This is a genomic window from Aeromonas sp. ASNIH7 (assembly GCF_002903485.1).
GTDB lineage: Bacteria > Pseudomonadota > Gammaproteobacteria > Enterobacterales > Aeromonadaceae > Aeromonas > Aeromonas caviae.
The window spans coordinates 3,419,426-3,442,159 of the sequence record NZ_CP026226.1 but is presented as its reverse complement, the minus strand read 5'-3'; the positions used below and the strand labels follow the sequence as shown (position 1 = coordinate 3,442,159).

Here is a 22,734-nt window from a genome sequence, read left to right as displayed (position 1 = left end):
GCAAGCACATCGTTCAAGGCAGCAAAGGCAATCCTAGTTCAGCTAGGTACTGATTGTGCCGTTCCTTGGCATCGGCGATCTTCTTCTCTGCAGCCTGTAGGTCCGCGTGCACCGCAGCGAGGTCGATCTCTTCTTCGGCTTCCGCCGTGCTTACATAGCGCGAGATATTGAGATTGAAATCGTTCTTCTCGATTTCATCCATGCTTACCCGACGCGAGTAGCGAAGTTCTTCCTTGCGGAACTGGTATGTCTCGATGATCTTCTCGATGTGCCCAATCTCTCCGTTAGTCATCTCATCGGTCCGCAGCAACTGGTTCTGGCGTTTGCCCTTCTCAAAATGATCCGCGGCATTGATGAACAGCACATCGTCGTGCTTCTTGCATTTCTTCAACACCAGAATGCACACAGGAATGCCAGTGGAGAAAAATAGATTAGCAGGCAAACCGATCACAGTATCGATGTGGCCGTCTTTCAGCAGCTTAGTGCGGATGCGCGCCTCAGCACTACCACGGAACAGCACGCCATGAGGTAGGATAATGGCCATTACACCGTCCTGCTTCAGGAAATGAAAGCCGTGCAGCAGGAAAGCGAAATCAGCAGCCGACTTGGGTGCCAGACCATAGTTTTTGAAGCGGATATCATCGCCAAGAGCCTCGCTAGGTTCCCAGCGGTAGCTGAATGGTGGGTTAGCTACCACAGCATCGAACTTCGGCACCTTGGCCGGGTTAGTCTCGCGCAGCATGTCCCACTCGTTGAGCAGGGTGTCGCCGTGGAAGATATCAAACTCAGAATCTTTCACCCCATGTAGCAGCATGTTCATACGCGCCAAGTTGTAGGTGGTGATGTTCTTCTCCTGCCCGTAAATCTTGCCGATACCATGCTGCCCCATAAGGCGGCGCACGTTGAGCAACAACGAGCCGGAACCGCAGGCAAAATCAAGAACGGTGTCAAGGTGGGGGCGCTTGCCCGTTGCCGGATCCTGACTGTCCAGCGTAACAATAGCTGACAAAATATCTGATATACGCTGCGGGGTGTAAAACTCGCCAGCTTTCTTGCCAGATCCTGCTGCGAACTGACCAATCAGGTATTCATAGGCATCACCAAGCATGTCGCTATCAGTGCAAAATTGCATTAGACCTTCGGCAATCTTGCTGATTATTTTGCTCAGCTGGGCATTTCGCTCAATGTAGGTTTTACCCAATTTATCAGAGGCGAGGTTGACTTCAGAAAACAACCCTCTGAAAGTACTCGCAAAGGATTCATTTTCTATATATTTAAAACCGGCTTGCAGTGTTTCTAACAATCCAATGTCTTGGATTCGAGCTAACTCGGAAATACTATTCCATAGATAGTCCGGATGAATTACATAGTGCACCTTGCGGCGCATCTGCTTTTCAAACTCTTTTGTATCATCGGAATTTTGCTCGTACCAAACAGCTAGCGGCGCACGACGATCATCTAGTGCTAAAGTCGGGTAATCCGATCCCAGCTCTTTCTTGGCGGCTGCATCATAGTTATCTGACAGATAGCGCAAGAAGAGAAACGCCAGCATATAGTCGCGAAAGTCATCCGCATTCATTGCGCCACGCAGTTGATCAGCGATGGCCCAAAGGGTCTTACCCAGCTTTTGTTTTTCGAATTCAGTCATGATGTACCTGCTGTTCCCACCTCAGAAACTTGAGGGAGTAAATCGGGATTGAAGGGATAGCGTTTCAAGAACGCGTCCAGAATTTTTTTGAAATAAACTTTGTTCTCTTCCAGCATTGGCTGGGGTTCGAACAACGAATAATTGCCGTGACTCAAAATATTGATAAGCCGTGCGTACAAGACCCCGTTCGGGTCGTCTGCATCGTCAGTTGGTATGCAGGCTGAAAAGTTTGAAAAACCGTGGAAACTCGCAGACTTCTCTAGCACGGAGCGCAACATGTTGAAATGGTATGTGTAAAGTTCACCGGATTGCTCAGCTACGTACAACTCGCGCAGTAAGGCTACATGATGAAAGAAAGGCGTTGCCCCCGTGTAGGCTAGAGAGTAGGAGCCATCGGCCTTGGCTCGTGAAAGGAAGTGTGCGGATACCTTCTTTGATTTGCGTGCATCCAATTCATTGTGCATGACATTAAAAAACAATGGATGATGCGACGATATCACCACTTTCAACTGGTTGTCTGACTTACTCAACAATTGAGCCAAGTGGTTCCCCACGGTGATAGCATTGTGCTCGTCCAGCGACGAAATTGGGTCGTCTACATATAAGTACTTCACCCATTGGTACGCCTCGATATCGGCGTCCATCGCCAATTCGACCACAGCCAGAAAAAAACACCAGATGAAGATGTTTTCCTCGCCACGTGACACCTTGATGTTGTCAACGGCCTGTCCATCCACCAAGCGCGAAAAGCGCACCGCCCACTCTGGGCCCTCGGTGTCGATACGGAAGTCGAAATCCGCATAACGCCGCAGCAATGGGCGGATGCGATTATCCATCTCCAGATCGAACAGCCCCTGAAAGAAACGCGAATCCCTGTTGAGCAGCAAGCGCCGGTCCGCATCGCCGACCAAATCATTGTTCCAGTGGAACAGATCTTCGGTAAAAGCATTGAAATACAGGGTATCGCGGGCCTCGGCCTGTTTGCCCATGTCCTTGAAGGCAATGGACAGCCGCGTCTTGCCGGTGCCGTTGTAGGCATAGAGCAGGATGGTTTTTTTGTTTTCAAGTTCGCCGCGCAGATAAGTAGCAAGAACCCGAAGGTCGGCAAAGTTCTGGGCTGGTTTCATGCTAGCGCCTGGTTAAGCATTGGGAATAACTGCTGCATCAGACCCATTTTATGGTTTCTCAGGTCGTCCAGCTTCCGAGACTGCGAGTCAATCAGCGTATCAAGCGAGGAGAGGCAAAAGGCTATCCGCTGCTGCTCGGCAAGCGGTGGAACCATGGCGCCAAATGCAAGCAAGTCCTCTCGATTGATCTTAGGTATCCTGCCCCGCGCAGAGTGCTTCTTTGCGTACTCGACAAACGATTCGGACCTCAGCAAATAGATTAGGAACTCTCGAAGTAGCGTGTCGGAGGACGGACGTATTGGGTATATGTCTGCGCTACAGATGCCCCTAAAGTCAGGAGCCGCAACTTTGTTAAGCGCAGGCCTGATCTTCGAGTAAAGGATGTCTCGCTCATCAAAGGAGTACTTCCCACTGATAACGCCGTCCTCACTTGCTGACCTCAGGCCCTGAAGGTTGCCCGTATCTGATTCGATGTTCTCGCCACCAACGTGAGGCAAGTTACAGTATGGGGCCTCGGTTGGGTCAACCTGGCCGGACGCAATTTCGATCAGTCGTTCGAGCGGTATATTTTCCCACCCCCCACAGCCCCAAAACTCTGGAAACCGCAGCCGTGGCACGGTTTCATCTCCGCAGGGGAAAAGTTGCTGCATCAGACCCTTTTTGTGAATCTTGAGGGCATCCAGCTTCCGAACTTCTGCCGTAATTAGATCATCGACAGAAGACAGGCAGTCAGCGATTTTTTGTTGCTCTCGCGCTTCTGCTGGATATGGAACATCGATCCGTGAAAATGCTTCGAATTTAAGGTTTAGCGTGTCTTTAACCAAACCTTGCGAATACTTCCTAAATTGTCGGATGAGAGATGCGGTCTTGAAGTGGTAAGAGAAGAAAACGCTGCTTATTCCCTCGACTGGTACACAAACCGTATAAGCTGGGCTGATTAATCCTTCCAGGCCGACATAAGCGCTTCGACCTTCCCACATCCTCATCGTGTTGTAGGCAATATCTCCAGGTACTACTCTGAGATATTTGGATTTGTCTGCGCTTGAGTTGTTCTTCCGGTTTGTATCTTCTTGAGGAACTATCCCTTTCTTGTCCATCAGCGACAGTAACGGCAGATTAGTCTGACCGGCCTCTTGACGTTCTGAGAACAGTCGTCCCAGAGGGGCTTGAACCCACTCCCCAGCATCCCGAAACTCGGGAAACCGCAACAGAGGCACCAACGGCTGTTTATCATTACTTCTCATACAGCTTGCTCCTGTGGACGCGTCACGATGACCTTGAACAGATTGCCAGCCCTATCGTCGATCAGTTCGATCTGCGGCCAAGTCCGCAAAGCACGCAACAGGCCACTACCCAGTCCCCGATACGGCAAAAGCTTGGCGGCGAAGGACGCCAGAATCGGGTTGCGCATATTGGAATTACCTGCCTTGATGTTCTCGATGGTCAGGTTGTTGGGTAAGTGACCGGGGCTGAGGATCTCGACCCGATCGACAAACACCAATACGCGCACCGGAGCACTGACGAAGTAATCACGGTGGATGAGAGCATTGGCGACCAGCTCTTCCCACACGATGCGCGGTATCTCGGATTGGCCCTGAGAATTGAAACCCTGATCGCCCTGCGCTGCACGAGTGTTGGCAATGATGAAACCCAGCGTCTGCTGGAACACATCAGCCAGCTTTCCGGTGATATCGCGGCTGTCGATGTAACGCTGATCTTCAATCTCATCGCCGACAAAGGCCACCGCCTTGACGATAAAAGCTGGCAGCGCGAACTGGGGTGCTTTGGCAAACAATAAGCAACCCGCCACATTGAGCTGCCCCTGATTCATCAGGTTCATATTGGTCAGCAACTGTGGCAGTGGCTGGTCGTGCTGCGCAAGCGGTTCGCCGAATTGTCTATCAAAAAATGTTTCGAAGTACGGCAAATCTATGTCTCCAGCTCCGAGTCTGGCGACAGGAGTTTCGTCTGCGTGTACCGAGCCGGCCTGTTGAAATAGGCGCAGGATTTCTTCACGGTCATTGACTCTGCGCTTGTCTGCCCCTTTTTTCACCCAGATTGAGAGAGCGCCGTCCTGAGCCACCATGTAAGGCTTACTAATCCCCTCTGGTACGGTAAGAACTAACACGATCCCATTTGGGTGGGACACGTTTTCGGTTAGAGGAACCATTGCCGGACGCACATTGTTGGTTGCAGCATTGGCAATTAATTGATTGAGGCGGGCTACGTCGTCGTTGGACAGCCCACGCACCGAACCATCATCATTCACGCCAATGAAAATCCTTCCCCCCGAAGAGTTGCTGAAGGCGACCACTTCTGCAGCAAGTGAATTAGCATTGGTGATATCTGCTTTGAACTGATGGTGGCTATCCTCTCCCCTGCTGAGGATATCGATCAGCTCTGTGACTTCCATAGGTTGTAAACCTCTTTGCGTCGGTTGAAGGCTTCCTGGCCTCCTTCCATGATGTTAATGATGGCGTCCTGCACCGGGCGAGCGTCGATGCTGCCGCTTTGTACGGCGACTTGCTCGTCTTGATAGAGGCAGGCGTGCACTTGCTCCGCATCACCCAGCACCGGAAAGTTGGCGTTGTGGGTGGCGAAGATAAATTGGGCATGAGGCTTCATCTCGCGCAGTAACTTGATCACGTCGTCGTAGATAGTCTGATTGTCCAGATCATCTTCCGGCTGATCAATGATGATCACATCGTTCTGGCGCTGGCTGAGCACGTACAGCAGCAGCGCGGAAGCACGCTGCCCGAGCGAGTGGTGCTTGAGCTCCTTGCCGCGATAGCGGATGACAAATCGGTTGGGCACCTGCCAGGTGACAAACTCGGTCAAGTTCTGCATGAAGGTCTTTTCGAAAACCTCCGGTGTACTGCCCGCTTTTTTCAAGGCGTTTGGTAAATCACGCAGCAGGCCCCCGAAATCGGCGTAATCCTCCATAACAGCACGCAAGGTGGTTTCGCGGATATTACTGCCCTTGAAGAGCTGCTGCATAACGCTGATGGCAGCTTCCTTGTCGCCCTTGAAGTCTGCTTCGATCTGCAAGGCGGTGTGGCCAGCATTCACGCGGTCCAGTTCAGCCTTGATGGCGTTGAATTCGCGCAGCCACAGCCCGTTGAGCTTGTCGAGCTCGGTAAACAGCGCATCGCGGATGCTACTTTGCTGGGTTTCTTGCTTTGCCAGCGCCTCCAGCATTTGCTCCGCCTTGGTTTTGCGCTGCTGCTGGGTCAAGAAGTCATCCGGCTGGATAGCCGTCATGCCGGTCTGCTTGAGTTCCTGAGCCAGTTGGCGCTCGACCTGGGCAAACTCTTCCTGAAGATTCAGGCGCGCGCCGTCGAACTCGCCTTGTTTGGCTTGAAGCCGGGCGGAAATGGCGCGAGCATCCTGCACAATTTTCTTGAGCTGATCGATCTTGGCAACGAGGTTGGCAAATTCGGCGTAATAAGCCGTGAAAAAGTCGGGGTTCTGCTTGGAGACGTAGCTCGTGGCGTTACGCAGATCGTCCTCGTGTTCGGCAATCAATTGCCCGAGGGCGAGCACGAAGCTGTCTGCCCGCTCCTTCATACGGGTCAGCGCAGTAGCATCCTGCTGGAAGCCAAGGCGCTTTTGCAGTTTGTCGGCAACCCCGAACTCTTCAAACTTCTTCAGCCGGAAGTTGGCATCGGTGAGCTGGGACTCGTAATCGTGCCTGAGGTCGGCGGTATTGCTGAGCTTGATCCAGCGGCTTGCTGCATCGCGCACATGCTGGCGTTGAGTTTCGATTTCGTCTCGCAGTGCGCGGAGCTTTTCTCCCACCAACTTTTCCACCAGATCGGTCTCAAAACCTTCACCGGTGCTGGAAAGGTCTTTCTGCCCGAAGTAGATCGGGCGGCGCAACACGGTTTCTCGGATCGACACACCGGGCTGCAACTTGCCGTCCAAGTAGACGTTCGGGGCTTCGCGGTAGATGCGGGAGATGGTGAATTCTTGTCCGTATACGTCGCATGCCGTCAGTGTCACCTTGCCACCGCTGCCAAGAGTGTGGCGGATCAGTTCATCCTTGTATCTGGTGTCCTGCGACTTCTCGCCACGAGGGATGTCGAGGGCGTAGCGTACTGCCTCAAGAACGGATGACTTGCCGCTGCCGCGGATGCCAATCAGAGAGTTCAACTCGGGAGAGAAATGCAGCGTCTGCCCATCAAGGATGCCACCGTCGAAATGAATATTGCGGATGTACGATGCCTGATGCTTGGGTGGCTCAATGACGACCCGGCCAGCAGGATCGCTCAAGGCGAACTTGGCCGCATCAAAGGACAGCTCACCCAACTTGAGATAGCAGGCTTTACCTTGACCAATATCCGCTATGCATTTGGCGTCACAACCTTCGAGTTCTGCGGGGTACCAGTCACCTAGATGCTGCTGCACTTTAGTTCGGCAGGGTTTATTTTTCTCTTGCTGCTTGTCGTAGGTTCGTACCTTCTGGAAGCCAAGGGTGCGCCGACGAAAGAATTCGTTTTGACCCAGTTCAGCGAGACGCCCTCCATCCAGCTCGACCCAAAGCCCACTCGGCGCTTCGACATGGGCAAAAACAAGGAAAAAGTCGCGGTGGTAACTCTCAAGCTTCTTGATGGTTTCCAGCAACGGCAGCGAAGATCGACCATTTTCTTGCTCATACTGGGCAGGGACTTTCCCCTCAAATACAACGCCCAAGAAGGGATTGATATGGTCATGACCATCAGCTAACCAATCGTCGGAAAAGACAACCAGAGTATGAATGCCATTGGCCCCATCATTAACTGACAGCTCGACGCCAGGCAGCAGCGCGATACCTTTTTTGAGGGCTGTTTTGCGTAGCGCCTTGAACTCTCCGAAGTCAAACTTGTTGTGATTGGTGATGACGCCCAGACGGATGCCCGCTTTCTCCAGCGCGTCCACATAACTGCTGTTGTAGAAATCATCATCACCTGTGTATTTGAACTCACGGTCCGCACGGGTGTGTAAATGAAAGTCCGCTCGAACCCACTGTGCCCCTTGTGCAAAAACGGTTTCCATCATCGCCCCTCCTCATAGACAGCCAAGCCCGCAATCTCTCGGCCTTGGGCGAGTTTGAGCAGCAATGGTGTCAATTCCTCCATTAGCGCCAACTCCTTTATACGTCGAACCTTCCAGTTAAGCCCGAGCGGCTCTAGAAAATCAGTGAGTTTTTCTCCGTCGAAGATACGGCGACGCAGGATGTCATCGACAAAGAGTTGCAAGGCTTCAGGTGCAAGTTCGTGGCGACTGGCTATCTCGGCGAGTTCCCGTGTTTTTTTCTCTGCTTTGAAGCGATCAAATCCACTACGAATTTGCTTTTCGTCCAATGCTTCATTGACCGGCAAGCCCCGGATATACTCGGCAATGTCATCGCGATCGTCGATGAACTTTGCATCAGACTGGATCAGGCCAATCAGCTGCTCGCGATTCATGGTAAGTTTGCCGGGTTTCTGCTGCGTCAGTTTCGAAATGAGGCCCATGATGTAGTCGTAGTCGATCACGCTTGAAGCAAAGAGCACGAACTCGAAATCAAGCTGCTGCACTTCGGGCGCAGCCTGATCACGATCCTGTTGTTCCTTCAGCCGTTTGGCAGTTTCCAGATACACCCCTTTAAACCCTTGTAGCTGATCAGGCGGCACAATTTCAGTGATCTGAGTCTTCTGTTCATCGGACAAATCGGTGTACTGATCGAGCTGAGTCTTTAGACGCTGTACTTCCTTGAACAGATTGACAAACTGCGCCCGCGCAACATCCCCCTTCAGGTTAACCACCTCTTCCGGTGTATTAGCTACCCCTTGTGACTGCATGAAGTTGGCCAGTTTCTGGGTAGCGATCTGCAGGTTGTCGATGACCTTAGGTGCTGGATCTACCAGCCATATTTCACGAGGATTATCGATATTTTCGCCAGAAAAAAGCGCAATCGCCTCTTCAACGGGCTTTTGTTGCTGGCGGAAATCGAGGATATTGCCATAAGGCTTGCTGTCGTTCAGTACACGGTTGGTGCGTGAAAACGCCTGGATTAAGCCGTGATACTTAAGGTTCTTGTCCACATACAGAGTATTAAGGTACTTGGAGTCAAAACCGGTAAGTAGCATATCCACCACGATGGTAATGTCTATTTTTTGCGTTGCGGAAAGGTCGGTATTGGGATACTGCTGATCCTTGATGCGCTTTTGCACGTCCTGATAGTAAAGATCAAACTCGCTAATGCGATGGTTCGTCCCAAAGCGAGCGTTGTAGTCAGCAACGATGCGGATGAGTGCCGCCTTTTTGCCTTCAGGGTCTTGCTGGTTGTCTTCCTTCTCTTGTGGCAGGTCTTCCTGAATTTGCTGAACATCCTTGTTGCCCTCGGCGGGCGGGGAGAATACGCAGGCGACATTCAGTGGGCGGAATTCTGGATCTTGCTCTTCTTTTTGCCTTTGAATGACGGCAAAAAGCTCGAAGTATTCAATGGCATCATTAATGCTGGCGGTAGCCAGCACCGCATTGAATTTGCGACTATTGGTCGCAGCATCATGCTTTGCGAGAATGGTTTCGATAACTTTAGCTTTGGCTACACCTTCGCCTGGTTTTGGTGGATTTTTGCCTTCCGGTTTGAAGTAGTCCACATGGAAACGCAGGACATTGCGATCCTCAATGGCATGGGTGATGGTGTATGGGTGTAAACAACGCTGGAACAGGTCATCAGTAGTTCGATAGCTGGCCTGCTGGCCTTCGATTTGCTGATAGCTGGAGTTTTTCTCGAAGATAGGAGTACCGGTAAAGCCAAAAAGCTGTGCGTTGGGGAAGAACTCCTTGATCGCTTTGTGGTTATCGCCAAATTGCGAACGGTGGCATTCATCAAAGATAAACACCATGCGCTGATTGCGTAACGGCTCCAACCGCTCCTTGTAATTACGCTTGTTGGCTCCATCCAGCGCAAGACCCAATTTTTGAATGGTAGTGACAATCACCTTATCGGCGTAGTCATCCGAAAGTAGGCGTCGCACCAGGGTTTCAGTGTTGGTATTTTCTTCGACACAGCCCTCTTGGAAGCGGTTGAATTCCTCGCGGGTCTGGCGATCCAGATCTTTGCGATCTACCACGAACAGGCATTTATCAATATCTGGGTTGTCCTTGAGCAGGGTGGAAGCCTTGAAGGAAGTCAGAGTCTTCCCCGAGCCTGTGGTGTGCCAGATATAGCCGTTGCCGCAGTTCTGATGGATAGACTCAACAATAGCTTTGACGGCATAGATTTGGTACGGGCGCATCATCAACAACTTCTGCTCGCTGGCCACCAGTACCATGTAGCGGCTGATCATCTGGCCTAAGGTGCACTTTGCTAGAAACTTCTCAGCAAAACTCTCAAGAAGAGTGATCTTTTTGTTGTCTTCACTAGCGAACTGATAAATTGGTAAAAAGCGCTCATCAGTGTTGAAATTGAAGTGCCGTGGGTTGTTGTTGGCAAAGTACCATGTATCACGCCGGTTACTGACGATAAAGAGCTGAAGGAAGCACAACAGCGTCTTGCTATAACCATTACCAGGATCGGTCTTGTAATCAATAATCTGCTGCATGGCCCGGCGTGGGCTGACTGCCAAGGTCTTCAGCTCGATTTGCACTACTGGCACGCCATTGATAAGCAACAGCACGTCGTAGCGATGATGGCTGTTATCGGTGTTCACTCGCAACTGGTTGACAACTTCGAAGTCGTTCTTGCACCAGTCCCGAATGTTCACCAATGTGTAGTTCAATGGCGTGCCATCGTCACGTTCAAAGCTGTTGATGTTGCGAAGTAGCAGGGCGGCATTGTAGACATCGGGCGTGATGATGCTGTCGAGCAAGCGATTGAATTCACTGTCGGTCAAATGAACGCGATTTAGCGCCTCGAACTTAGCTCGGAAGTTGGCCTCGAGAGCAGCCCTATCGCGGATGTCGGACCGATAGGTGTACTTGAGGTCACCGAGCTTGGCCAGCAGATCGGATTCGATTTGTTGTTCTGATGTCATCATGAATCTTGCCTCAAAAGCCCAAACGATTTGCTAATGTCATTGCATCTGCAGAAAAAGTATCTTCCTTCATGCGTGCAGGCTGCCTGACTCACCACCATCTTCATCAGCGCCGCCAGCGCGAACCCAGTCATCCACTTCAGAAAGTTGGAACTTCCACAGTCTTCCTACGCGATGCGCAGGCAATCCCTTGCGCTCTCGCCAGCGATAAACAGTGTCTTTGGCGACACCAAGATGCTGGGCGACAAGTTCAGCGGTAACCCATGGTTCTGTTGTCATATCGGTGTCACTCGAAATTGATACACAAAAGTCGTTTTAAGTCGTTTTAAGTCTATCATTTGAAGGCAGAAGAAGCATCCAAATCGCTATGTTGCTCCCCTGATGGGAGAAAGTGTGACAACAGTTAGCACAATGCCACACTGCTGCCACAATGCAGCCAACCTGTAACCACATTATCACCACCATCCTTGCCACAATCCCAACACTCTATGACCACAAACCTGCCACACTGTTACCACCGTTGTACCACAGTGTTCACACAGTAGATGCCGTACTAATTTGATCGCATTGACAAATTTTCTGGTCACAAATAGCCCATTCCCCGTTACTCCCTACTCTGGGCGCATGATAGGCAATAACAATCAAACGGGTTGGAATGTACGTAATCAGAAACGAGTTTTTTGGTATCTCACTTTGCGCCCGAACAACAACAGTCGCGGGATGAACGTACCGCGACTAACGGAAAGCACGTGCGCTTCTGTAGGGAGTAACGGAGCATGTGACCAGTGCACGGCTATTGCGATCAGTGTGAATCCGGTTGGAAACTGTGGTGATTGAGATCAGCACCTCGTTGTCCACTAATTTTGGCGGCATGGCCGCACTGTATTCCGAATGCAGTCAAGCGCACTGGAAACAATCCAGGCATTTGTGAATATGAACACATCAAAAAACACCCATATGAGTACAATAAACAGCCTCATTGTGTTATTCCATTTATAAACAATGAGTTAATGCGGTTTTTGCATCATAAATTCAATTTTCTATCGGGATAACTGAAGACATGGATATGAAGTTGACACCCTTCCTTTTGGCTTGTATCGGTATCACTGGTCTAACTGGTTGGGGGCGTCTCAGAAAACGGAAAATAAAGCACGTTAAGCCCATTGCAGACGCTAGATATTGACGAGTACGTCGGGTTTTCTCTTGTTTGAGTTGCTTCTTGTGCTAAGATAGTAATCAATTACTATCTTACAAGGAGTGCTCGTGGACATCCATCCAAAGCATCTGCCGGCCGATGAACGTCGTGCCGTAACTGTCGAGTCCGTCGTGGCGCTTGCCGGTTCACAAAACCCAAGCGAGATAACCACTGCGGCTATCGCTAAACACATGAACTTGACCCAGGGTGCGCTGTTTCGGCACTTCCCGAACAAGGAAGCCATTTGGCAGGCGGTCATGGAGTGGGTAGCAGAGCGCTTATTAGCCAGAATCGATCGATCCGCACAAGGAATCGAGTCGCCCTTGGCAGCCATGGAGGCGATGTTCATGAGTCATATCGAATTCGTTGCTGAGCACCCAGGCGTGCCAAGAATGATGTTTGGTGAGCTTCAGCGTGCCGAATCGACACCGGCCAAGCGCATGGTGCAAACCTTGATTCAGCGCTACGGCGAACGTTTGGATCGTCTCATCGAGAAAGGCAAGGCCAGCGGCGAGTTGTCTCCCTCGCTTGACAACGAGGCGGCGGCAACGCTGTTCATTGGCACGATCCAGGGCTTGGTCATGCAATCGCTGTTGGCGGGTGATGTGGGACGTATGCACCGCGATGCGCCGCGCGTCTTTGCAATTTATCGGCGTGGCATAAGGAGTGCGCAATGAAAAAGTTACCCTTGCAAGGCCGCACTCTGGCGCTGCTTGCCGTCATCATTCCTTTGCTGGTGCTTTTTATTTATGTCGGTCTGCGATCAGGGCCGCTCGCCCCGGTCGCTGTGACGGTGGCAAGCGTGGAATCACGGGCTATCACACCGGCGCTGTTCGGCATCGGCACGGTGGAGGCGCGCTACACCTACAAGATCGGGCCGACGTTTGCCGGGCGCGTCAAACGCCTGGAGGTGCATGTAGGCGACCAGGTCAAGGCCGGACAGGTGCTCGGCGAGATGGAGCCGGTCGACCTCGATGATCGGGTGCGCTCACAGGAGTCGGCATTCAAGCGTGCGGAAGCGGCTTTGCGCGAGGCAGAAGCCCGGCAAGCCTACGCGCAAACCCAGGCGCGCCGCTACGAGCAATTGTTTGCGGTGCGCTCGACCAGCGAGGAAATCGTCACCACCAAGCGGCAGGAACTGCAGATCGCCGATGCCGCCTTATCTGCTGCTCGGGAAGATATTGTCCGGGCACGCTCCGACCGCGAAGGACTCGTGGCGCAGCGGAGCAATCTGCGCCTGATCGCGCCGGTCGACGGTGTAGTCGCCGTGCGCGATGCCGATCCCGGCACGACCATCGTCGCGGGCCAGGCCGTGGTGGAAGTGATCGACCCCAAGAGTTTGTGGATCAATGTGCGCTTCGACCAGATCAGCGCATCGGGGCTGGCTGGGGGGCTGCCGACCCGTATCGTCCTGCGTTCGCGCAGCGGCCAGACGTTGAAAGGTCGCGTGCTGCGCGTGGAACCCAAGGCCGATGCGGTCACCGAGGAAATGATTGCCAAGGTGACATTCGATAGCCAACCAGAAACTTTGCCACCTGTGGGTGAACTGGCCGAAGTCACGGTTGATTTGCCGGCCCTCCAGGCCGCTCCACTGATCCCCAACGCAGCCGTCCAGCGCATGGGCGACAAAATCGGTGTCTGGCAAGTCGTCGATGGTGATCTGCGTTTCTCCCCGGTCAAACTCGGTGCTTCCGACCTCAATGGTTACGTGCAGGTGCGCGAAGGGCTCAAGAATCGCGACCAGGTTGTGACCTATAGCGAAAAGGCACTGACGCCGCGCAGCCGTATCCATGTGGTCGACCACATCCCAGGAGTGTCACGATGATCAGCCTGGCCGGCCGCGACATTCTCCATGCCTGGGGAAAGTTCGTCTTCACTGGCATCGGTCTGGGTCTGCTGATCGGCGTCACCCTGGTCATGGCCGGGGTGTACCGGGGCATGGTGGACGACGGCAAAGCGCTGCTCGACAACAGTGGCGCCGACCTTTGGGTGGTGCAAAAGGACACGCTGGGTCCTTATGCGGAGTCGTCCAGCCTCAACGATGACGCGTATCGCGCCATCCTCGCCATGCCGGGCGTCGCCCAGGCAGCGAACGTGACCTACCTGACCATGCAGGTACGCAAGGGCGAGAGCGACGTACGCAGCATGGTGGTCGGCATCGCGCCCGGCGAGTTGGGGGCCACAACTGGATGGCCTCCTTATCTCGTCGCTGGACGCCAGATCACACGCGGTCACTACGAGGCGGTGGCCGACATCGCCACCGGCTTCAAACTGGGAGATCGCCTTGCCATTCGCCGCAATCATTACACCGTGGTGGGACTGACACGGCGCATGGTGTCGTCCAGCGGCGACCCGATGGTATTCATTCCGCTCAAGGATGCCCAGGAGGCCCAGTTCCTCAAGGACAACGATGCCATCTGGCAAAGCCGGCGTCGCACCGAAGCCAACCCGGCCTTCAATCAGCCCGGCGTTCCGGGTTTGCTGGATGCCGTGATTGCTTCACAGAGCAGCAACGCGTTCGTCAATGCCGTGCTGGTTACGCTAAAACCCGGCCATGCGCCGGACGAGGTGGCCGAATCCATCCAGCGCTGGAAGCGTTTGACGGTCTACACCCGGGCACAGATGGAAGACATCCTCGTCGGCAAGCTGATCGCCACCTCGGCCAAGCAGATCGGCATGTTCCTGGTGATTCTGGCCATCGTTAGCGCGGCCATCGTTGCCTTCATCATCTATTCGCTGACGATGGACAAAATCCGTGAGATCGCAGTGTTGAAGCTCATCGGCACACGCAACCGAACCATCGCCGCGATGATCATGCAGCAGGCGCTCGCCCTGGGCGTGATTGGCTTCGTGGTCGGCAAGATCACAGCCACCTTTTCAGCACCGGCTTTTCCAAAATATGTCCTGCTCACGCCAATGGATTCGGTCGCCGGTTTTTTTGCCGTGCTCGTGATCTGCGTTCTAGCTAGCCTCGTCGCCATTCGCATGGCACTCAAGGTCGATCCGGCCGAAGCCATTGGAGGTTGAGATGAGTGGCAAAGGGATCCACATCGAAAGTTTAAGCAAGCGGTATGGCGATGGTGACACCGCTGTCTTTGCCTTGAGAGACGTGAATATGCATGTTGCGCCTGGTGAAGTGGTGGGACTGATCGGCCCTTCCGGGTCCGGCAAGAGCACGCTGCTCAAGTGTCTGGGTGCGGTGATCGAACCGACCGCCGGTCGCATGACGCTGGGCGATGAAGTGATCTACGACGATGGCTGGAAAGTCCGCGACTTGCGCGCCTTGCGGCGCGACAAGATCGGTTTCGTTTTCCAAGCACCATACCTGATTCCGTTTCTCGATGTCACCGACAACGTGGCGCTGCTGCCGATGCTTGCAGGCGTCGCGAATGGAGAGTCGCGCGCGAAGGCACTGGAACTACTCACGGCGCTTGATGTGCAACACCGGGCTCGCGCAATGCCCTCGCAACTCTCCGGTGGCGAGCAGCAACGGGTTGCCATCGCGCGCGGATTGGTCAATCGTCCGCCGGTGATCCTGGCCGATGAACCCACTGCGCCGCTGGATTCCGAGCGCGCCATGGCTGTGGTCCGCATCCTCAACGACATGGCCCGCAAGTTCGAGACCGCCATCATCGTCGTCACCCATGACGAAAAAATTATCCCGACCTTCAAGCGTATCTACCACATTCGCGACGGCGTGACCCATGAGGAAGCTGGCGAAGGGCGGGAGTTCGAATGAGAGAACGATTGAATTACAGGAGAATTTCATGACCCACCGCAAACACAGCCACGCATTTGGAACTATTACCCTGACCGTTACGGCCTGCCTGCTTTTATGGGGTTTTCAGTTGCCAGCTTGGGCTGGTGACGCTACCCAGGCTGAACCACTGGCGCTACGCAAGATCATGCAGGAACTCGGGCGCAACATGCAGGCTATTACCGGTGCGATTTCGCAGGAGGAATGGGTTAAGGTCGTTCAGCTCGCCCCAAAAGTTGCGGCACACCCCGAGCCACCGCTTACTGAAAAAATGCGCATCCTTGCTTACCTCGGCGCTGATGCGACCAAGTTCAGAAACTTTGACGCGCAGACTCACGAGGCGGCGCTGGCCATGAAGCTGGCTGCTGCGAGCAGCGACGGCAAGGCGGTGATCCAATCATTCGCCCACGTGCAGGAAAGCTGCTTGGGCTGCCACCAAGCTTTCCGTAAACCTTTCGTGGAGCATTTTTATGGAGCACGCTAAAACATGCCAGCGCCCCATCAGCCTCGAAAGACGGCTTGCGGCAACTTACCTGGTAGCTGGTCTGATCACCGCCGGTCTGGCCGGCTGCGCCGCTGGCCCTGATTTTAAGCGTCCCACCGCACCCGATGTGGCTCGCTACACTGCAATACCAGTGGCTGATAGAACCGCGTCCGCTCCCACGCAGTTCGGCGAAACACAACGTCTAGTCGAAGGGCTTCCGATCGAAACGCAATGGTGGCAAAGCTTGGGTTCATCCGCACTCGACGGACTGATAAACGAAGCTTTCCATGTCAGCCCGACGCTGGCGAGCATCAGCGCCAATTTGCGACAGGCGCAGGAGCTTCTTGCCGCACAGGCGGGCTCGACGCAATATCCACAGGTAGATGTCGCACTGGGATCTCAGCGCCAGCAAATGAGTCCCAGTAGCCAAGGGTTGAGCGGAGACGCACGTCAATTCAGCCTCTACAACGCCAGCGTTGGCGTGCATTACAACCTCGATCTGGCTGGCGGCAACCGGCGCGCACTCGAAGCCTTGGCTGCTCGCGCCGACTACCGTCGCTTCGAACTGAATGCTGCGCGCCTGGCCCTTGCCGGCAACATGGCAACCGCTGCCATTACCCGAGCACGCCTCGCCGCGCAACTAGAAGCCACTACTGCCATTTTGCGCGTGCAGGATGAGCAACTGCGCCTAGCCCATGAACGCGTGCGTATCGGTCAGGCCTCACCTGATGAAGCGTTGAGCCTACAAGCTCAGGCGGAGCAAACGCGGGCAGAACTGCCTGCGCTGCGTAAACAACTGCAACAAACCGAACATCTACTGGCGGTGCTAGCCGGTCGTGCCCCAGGCACGGGTGGCATCCCGGCCTTCACTCTGGCCGATTTCACTCTGCCCGTCGAAATGCCGCTCGTCGTGCCCTCAGAACTGGTGCGCCGCCGACCGGATATCCAGGCGTCAGAGGCGCTGTTGCATGCGGCCAATGCAGACTATGGTGTGGCTGTCGCCAAGCTCTACCCACAGATCAACTTGAGCGCCAACCTTGGCTCTCAAGCGCTGACCACCGGTGCCCTGTTCGGTGGTGGTTCGGCAGTGTGGGGCCTGGTTGCGCAGCTCACCCAGCCTCTTTTTAATCCAGGGCTACCCGCTGAAAAAAGAGCGGCGCTCGCCGCTTTTGATGCCGCCGCAGCCAATTACCAGAGCGTCGTATTGGAGTCTTTGCGTAACGTCGCCGACACCCTGCGCGCGGTGGAAAGCGATGCACAAACTTTGACTGCTCTCGCTGCCGCTGATATGGCTGCACAGGCCTCTTTGCAGTCGGTCGAGCGGCAATACCGGCTGGGCGCGGCCAGCTACCTGCAACTGCTCATCGCGCAGCAACAGGCACAGTCAATCCGGATCAATATGGTTGCGGCCCAGGCACAACGCCTAGTCGATAGTGTTGCTTTATATCAGGCCCTGGGAGGTGGTGTCAGTTAAGGCTATACCCTAACTTGATGTCAGGCAGGGCCGCGCCGCTTCGTCAGAATAGAGTCTGCTTTCCCATTTTTTGACACATGCCCGCGAAGGTTATAGATTTCAGCCTGACAGAAATGGGCTTTGAGGCACAACGGAACAGAAAGTGCACTTAAGCCGCCTTCAACCAAGGAGACATCGTGCAGGGGCACCGCATCGGCTACGTCCGGGTCAGCAGCTTTGACCAGAACCCGGAACGCCAGCTGGAACAAACCCAGGTGAGCAAGGTGTTCACCGACAAGGCATCGGGCAAGGACACCCAGCGCCCCCAGCTCGAAGCGCTGCTGAGCTTCGTCCGCGAAGGCGATACAGTGGTGGTGCACAGCATGGATCGGCTGGCCCGCAACCTCGATGACCTGCGTCGCTTGGTACAGAAGCTGACTCAGCGCGGCGTGCGCATCGAGTTCCTGAAGGAGGGCCTGGTGTTCACTGGCGAGGACTCGCCGATGGCCAACCTGATGCTGTCGGTGATGGGGGCCTTCGCTGAGTTCGAGCGCGCCCTGATCCGCGAGCGGCAGCGTGAGGGCATCGCCTTGGCCAAGCAGCGTGGCGCGTACCGGGGCCGCAAGAAAGCCCTGTCCGATGAGCAGGCTGCTACCCTGCGGCAGCGAGCGACGGCCGGCGAGCCCAAGGCGCAGCTTGCCCGCGAGTTCAACATCAGCCGGGAAACCCTCTACCAGTACCTCCGCACGGACGACTGACACATGCCGCGTCGCTTGATCCTCTCGGCCACGGAGCGGGACACCCTGCTTGCGCTGCCGGAAAGCCAGGATGACCTGATCCGCTACTACACCTTCAACGACTCCGACCTGTCGCTGATCCGCCAGCGACGCGGCGACGCCAACCGCCTCGGCTTCGCCGTGCAGCTCTGCCTGCTGCGCTACCCCGGTTACGCGCTGGGAACCGACAGCGAGCTGCCCGAGCCGGTCATCCTGTGGGTGGCGAAGCAAGTCCAGGCCGAGCCGGCGAGCTGGGCAAAGTACGGCGAGCGCGACGTGACCCGTCGCGAGCATGCCCAGGAACTGCGCACCTACCTGCAACTGGCCCCGTTCGGCCTGTCCGACTTCCGCGCCCTGGTGCGCGAGCTAACCGAGCTGGCCCAGCAGACCGACAAAGGCTTGCTGCTGGCCGGTCAGGCCCTGGAGAGCCTACGGCAGAAACGACGCATCCTGCCGGCGCTGAGCGTGATTGACCGGGCCTGCTCGGAAGCCATTGCGCGAGCCAATCGGCGGGTCTACCGCGCCCTGGTCGAACCACTCACGGACTCGCATCGGGCCAAGCTGGACGAGCTGTTGAAGCTCAAGGCCGGCAGCAGCATCACCTGGTTGACCTGGCTGCGCCAGGCACCGCTGAAACCCAACTCTCGGCACATGCTGGAACACATCGAGCGGCTGAAGACATTTCAGTTGGTGGACTTGCCCGAAGGCCTGGGCCGGCACATCCACCAGAACCGCCTGCTCAAGCTGGCCCGCGAGGGTGGGCAGATGACGCCCAAAGACCTCGGTAAGTTCGAGCCGCAGCGCCGCTACGCGACCCTGGCCGCCGTGGTGCTGGAGAGCACCGCGACCGTGATCGATGAGCTGGTCGATCTGCATGACCGCATCCTGGTCAAGCTGTTCAGCGGCGCGAAGCACAAGCATCAGCAGCAGTTCCAGAAGCAGGGCAAGGCGATCAACGACAAGGTGCGCCTGTACTCCAGGATCGGCCAGGCGCTGCTGGAAGCGAAGGAAAGCGGCAGCGACCCCTATGCCGCCATCGAGGCGGTGATTCCCTGGGACGAGTTCACCGAGAGCGTCAGCGAGGCCGAGCTGCTGGCCCGGCCGGAAGGCTTCGACCACCTGCACCTGGTCGGCGAGAACTTCGCCACCCTGCGCCGTTACACGCCGGCCTTGCTGGAGGTGCTGGAACTGCGCGCCGCGCCGGCCGCGCAAGGCGTGCTGGCAGCCGTGCAGACCCTGCGTGAGATGAACGCCGACAACCTGCGCAAGGTGCCGGCCGATGCACCCACGGCCTTCATCAAGCCGCGCTGGAAGCCGCTGGTGATCACCCCGGAAGGCCTCGACCGGAAATTCTACGAAATCTGCGCCCTGTCCGAGCTGAAGAACGCCCTGCGCTCCGGCGACATCTGGGTCAAGGGCTCGCGGCAGTTCCGCGACTTCGACGACTACCTGCTGCCGGCCGAGAAGTTCGCCGCACTCAAGCGCGAGCAGGCCCTGCCCCTGGCGATCAACCCGAACAGCGACCAGTACCTGGAAGAGCGTTTGCAGCTGCTGGACGAGCAGTTGGCCACCGTCACCCGCCTGGCCAAGGACAACGAGCTGCCCGATGCCATCCTCACCGAGTCAGGGCTGAAAATCACCCCGCTGGATGCGGCGGTGCCGGATCGGGCGCAGGCGCTGATCGACCAAACCAGCCAGTTACTGCCGCGCATCAAGATCACCGAACTGCTGATGGACGTGGACGACTGGACGGGCTTCAGCCGCCACTTCACCCACTTGAAGGACGGGGCCGAGGCCAAAGACAGGACGTTGCTGCTGTCCGCAATCCTCGGTGATGCGATCAACCTCGGGCTGACCAAGATGGCCGAGTCGAGCCCCGGCCTGACCTACGCCAAGCTGTCCTGGCTGCAAGCCTGGCACATCCGCGACGAAACCTATTCGGCGGCCTTGGCCGAGCTGGTCAACCACCAGTATCGCCACGCCTTTGCCGCCCACTGGGGCGACGGCACGACCTCATCCTCCGATGGCCAGCGCTTCCGCGCGGGTGGCCGGGGCGAGAGCACCGGGCACGTCAACCCGAAGTACGGTAGCGAGCCGGGACGGCTGTTCTATACCCATATCTCCGACCAGTACGCGCCGTTCAGCACCCGCGTGGTGAATGTCGGCGTCCGCGATTCCACCTATGTGCTCGACGGCCTGCTGTACCACGAGTCCGACCTGCGGATCGAGGAGCACTACACCGACACGGCCGGCTTCACCGATCACGTCTTTGCCCTGATGCACCTGCTAGGCTTCCGCTTCGCGCCGCGCATCCGCGACCTCGGCGAAACCAAGCTGTACGTGCCGCAGGGCGTGCAAGCCTACCCGACGTTGCGCCCGCTGATCGGCGGCACCCTGAACATCAAGCACGTGCGTGCCCACTGGGACGACATCCTGCGCCTGGCCAGCTCGATCAAGCAGGGCACCGTCACCGCCTCGCTGATGCTGCGCAAGCTCGGCAGCTACCCGCGCCAGAACGGACTGGCCGTGGCCCTGCGCGAGCTGGGCCGGATCGAGCGTACGCTGTTCATCCTGGACTGGCTGCAAAGTGTTGAACTGCGCCGCCGCGTGCATGCCGGCCTGAACAAAGGTGAGGCGCGCAACTCGCTGGCCAGGGCGGTGTTCTTCAACCGCCTTGGGGAAATCAGGGATCGGAGCTTCGAGCAGCAGCGCTACCGGGCCAGCGGCCTCAACCTGGTGACGGCGGCTATCGTGCTGTGGAACACGGTGTACCTGGAACGCGCCACCCAGGGGTTGGTCGAGGCCGGCAAGCCGGTGGACGGCGAGCTGCTGCAATTCCTGTCGCCGCTGGGCTGGGAGCACATCAACCTAACCGGCGATCATGTACAGAACCTTAAGCGGCAAGCGAATTAATAATACCGTCTAACGTGTTGTTTTGCTTGGATTTTCTCTGCCTACTCTTTTTGCCGTTTTTGGATAAATACACCATTGCCCACTCCAACTTCTCTGTTATTTCCTGCCACGCACCATGGATGATGCTCGCCAATATCGGCATTAACCAAAGCGCGCTGTTTTTGGCAATCTTCAACATCGATAACTCCGCGCTGCCAATCAGCGTCAGCGCCAGCCGACGTTTGACCAGCAAGGCCAGCAAACTAGCCCAGATCAAGCCTTCCGCTATCGCTTTTTGTCGTGTCGCGAACGCCTTCAACCGGTTATGTGATTTCAGCTCTTTGAACAACAGTTCGATCTGCCAACGGCAACGATACAATGCCATCACCTTCTCGGCTGGCCATCGCTCACGCGGAAGATTGGTCATCCATATACAGAACCGTTTTTCCTCTGCAAACCAACGTCTTATGAGTCGATATTTATACTTTCCCGAACTCACATCCAGATCCAGAACCTCGGCTCTGCAGCTTCTCCGATCGATATCCTTGAGCTTTTTTCCGAGTAACTTGGGCATTTCCCTGCCGTCCTGTCGGTAAGCTGCCTGTACTTTGGGATTGAGATTTTGACTCCCTCTGACCAGATAGCTTCCTTTGGCTTTGGTCACATCAGCAAAGTACTCGCGGCTGATGTAACCGGCATCCGCCAATAACAGTTTGTTATTTAACGAATTTGCGGCCGGAAGATGCTTGCGCTCCGATTCGGTATCCGCCGTGATACTCATCGATATCGGCGACTGGTCCAGCAAGGACATGGTCATATGACACTCTACCGCAGCGGGGCTGTGCTTATTGAATCGGCCCGGGAAATGTTCTGCCAATTGCGGATGTAACGCGAATGACGACCCGTCCTGCAGCAGTACCTGCTCAAAGCCTGCCAGTCCGTGGGCGTCCGGTAGACACTCCTTGAGGCGTAAGGCGATGGCTCGTTCAACCAGTGCGCGCATGAACAAGGGAAAACCCTGCTTGCGTAACTGGTTGTGAAAGGGTTTATACGCTATTTGGTCAGTATCATGGAGCTGCAACGCATTGAAATGGCGATGCAAACCAGCAATACCATCCACCTTGTCGCAACCAAGCCCTGAGAGCAGAGCCGGGAGTAGTCTCGCAGGCTGGATATCCCGGAGTCGCTGACAAAAACCGGTAAATTTACCGATCCGGTTGAGTTCAGAAGAGCTAAGAAGTTGCTTGAGGTACTGGGTTGCATTGATAATAGTCATGGCTTCGGGCGTGTCGGTTTTTTTTTGCGATTAAATCAGATCACAAACGAAGCCTTTTTTCTATCTATTTCAATTGGTTGTAGCTAAAGATCCTGTACATGACAGGTCACTGCAGCGGCCAAA

16 protein-coding genes are annotated in these 22,734 nt (G+C 55.4%); 8 read left to right on the top strand and 8 right to left on the bottom strand.

Going from position 1 to position 22,734, the window contains the following annotated elements:
* Positions 1–13: 13 nt before the first annotated feature.
* The 7 genes from C2U47_RS16290 to C2U47_RS16260 all read right to left on the bottom strand — a co-directional run bounded on the left by C2U47_RS16290 (position 14) and on the right by C2U47_RS16260 (position 11,057).
* Positions 14–1,648 (bottom strand): type I restriction-modification system subunit M, encoded by a 1,635-nt coding sequence (locus C2U47_RS16290; protein WP_103261722.1) that lies wholly within the window; start codon positions 1,646–1,648, stop codon positions 14–16.
* On the bottom strand, positions 1,645–2,775 hold the full coding sequence (locus C2U47_RS16285; protein ID WP_103261721.1) for an AAA family ATPase: 1,131 nt from the start codon (positions 2,773–2,775) through the stop codon (positions 1,645–1,647). Before C2U47_RS16285 ends, C2U47_RS16290 begins: the two co-directional genes overlap by 4 nt.
* Positions 2,772–4,019 (bottom strand): restriction endonuclease subunit S, encoded by a 1,248-nt coding sequence (locus C2U47_RS16280; RefSeq protein WP_103261720.1) that lies wholly within the window; start codon positions 4,017–4,019, stop codon positions 2,772–2,774. Before C2U47_RS16280 ends, C2U47_RS16285 begins: the two co-directional genes overlap by 4 nt.
* Positions 4,016–5,188, bottom strand: coding sequence for an RNA-binding domain-containing protein (locus C2U47_RS16275; protein ID WP_103261719.1), 1,173 nt, complete (start codon positions 5,186–5,188; stop codon positions 4,016–4,018). The genes C2U47_RS16280 and C2U47_RS16275 overlap by 4 nt, the downstream gene beginning before the upstream one ends.
* Positions 5,170–7,812: a TrlF family AAA-like ATPase gene (locus tag C2U47_RS16270; protein WP_103261718.1), complete on the bottom strand. Its 2,643-nt coding sequence runs from the start codon at positions 7,810–7,812 to the stop codon at positions 5,170–5,172. Before C2U47_RS16270 ends, C2U47_RS16275 begins: the two co-directional genes overlap by 19 nt.
* Positions 7,809–10,781: a type I restriction endonuclease subunit R gene (locus C2U47_RS16265; protein WP_103261717.1), complete on the bottom strand. Its 2,973-nt coding sequence runs from the start codon at positions 10,779–10,781 to the stop codon at positions 7,809–7,811. The genes C2U47_RS16270 and C2U47_RS16265 overlap by 4 nt, the downstream gene beginning before the upstream one ends.
* A gap of 66 nt (positions 10,782–10,847) precedes the next feature.
* On the bottom strand, positions 10,848–11,057 hold the full coding sequence (locus C2U47_RS16260) for a helix-turn-helix domain-containing protein (RefSeq protein ID WP_103261716.1): 210 nt from the start codon (positions 11,055–11,057) through the stop codon (positions 10,848–10,850).
* A gap of 984 nt (positions 11,058–12,041) precedes the next feature.
* On the opposite strand from C2U47_RS16260, the gene C2U47_RS16255 reads away from it, so the two are divergent.
* The 8 genes from C2U47_RS16255 to C2U47_RS16220 all read left to right on the top strand — a co-directional run bounded on the left by C2U47_RS16255 (position 12,042) and on the right by C2U47_RS16220 (position 21,356).
* Positions 12,042–12,650 carry a TetR/AcrR family transcriptional regulator gene (locus C2U47_RS16255; RefSeq protein ID WP_053012022.1) on the top strand — a complete coding sequence of 203 codons (609 nt, stop codon included), beginning with the start codon at positions 12,042–12,044 and terminating at the stop codon, positions 12,648–12,650.
* On the top strand, positions 12,647–13,798 hold the full coding sequence (locus tag C2U47_RS16250) for an efflux RND transporter periplasmic adaptor subunit (protein ID WP_053012023.1): 1,152 nt from the start codon (positions 12,647–12,649) through the stop codon (positions 13,796–13,798). The genes C2U47_RS16255 and C2U47_RS16250 overlap by 4 nt, the downstream gene beginning before the upstream one ends.
* The gene (locus C2U47_RS16245) at positions 13,795–15,000 is read left to right on the top strand and encodes an ABC transporter permease (RefSeq protein ID WP_053012024.1); all 1,206 of its coding nucleotides are present in this window, start codon (positions 13,795–13,797) and stop codon (positions 14,998–15,000) included. Before C2U47_RS16250 ends, C2U47_RS16245 begins: the two co-directional genes overlap by 4 nt.
* Position 15,001: 1 nt before the next feature.
* A complete protein-coding gene (locus tag C2U47_RS16240; RefSeq protein ID WP_053012025.1) occupies positions 15,002–15,712 on the top strand; it encodes an ABC transporter ATP-binding protein in 711 nt (236 codons plus the stop codon).
* 28 nt (positions 15,713–15,740) lie between these two features.
* The gene (locus C2U47_RS16235; RefSeq protein ID WP_053012026.1) at positions 15,741–16,214 is read left to right on the top strand and encodes a cytochrome c; all 474 of its coding nucleotides are present in this window, start codon (positions 15,741–15,743) and stop codon (positions 16,212–16,214) included.
* A complete protein-coding gene (locus C2U47_RS16230; RefSeq protein ID WP_053012027.1) occupies positions 16,201–17,688 on the top strand; it encodes an efflux transporter outer membrane subunit in 1,488 nt (495 codons plus the stop codon). Before C2U47_RS16235 ends, C2U47_RS16230 begins: the two co-directional genes overlap by 14 nt.
* Before the next feature lie 176 nt (positions 17,689–17,864).
* Positions 17,865–18,425, top strand: coding sequence for a recombinase family protein (locus tag C2U47_RS16225; RefSeq protein ID WP_001161490.1), 561 nt, complete (start codon positions 17,865–17,867; stop codon positions 18,423–18,425).
* 3 nt (positions 18,426–18,428) lie between these two features.
* Positions 18,429–21,356, top strand: coding sequence for a Tn3-like element TnAs1 family transposase (locus tag C2U47_RS16220; protein WP_060415506.1), 2,928 nt, complete (start codon positions 18,429–18,431; stop codon positions 21,354–21,356).
* Here the strand turns inward: C2U47_RS16220 and C2U47_RS16215 are convergent.
* On the bottom strand, positions 21,337–22,611 hold the full coding sequence (locus C2U47_RS16215; RefSeq protein ID WP_011191341.1) for an IS4-like element ISApu2 family transposase: 1,275 nt from the start codon (positions 22,609–22,611) through the stop codon (positions 21,337–21,339). The two genes, C2U47_RS16220 and C2U47_RS16215, sit on opposite strands and share 20 nt — an antisense overlap.
* Positions 22,612–22,734: the final 123 nt, after the last annotated feature.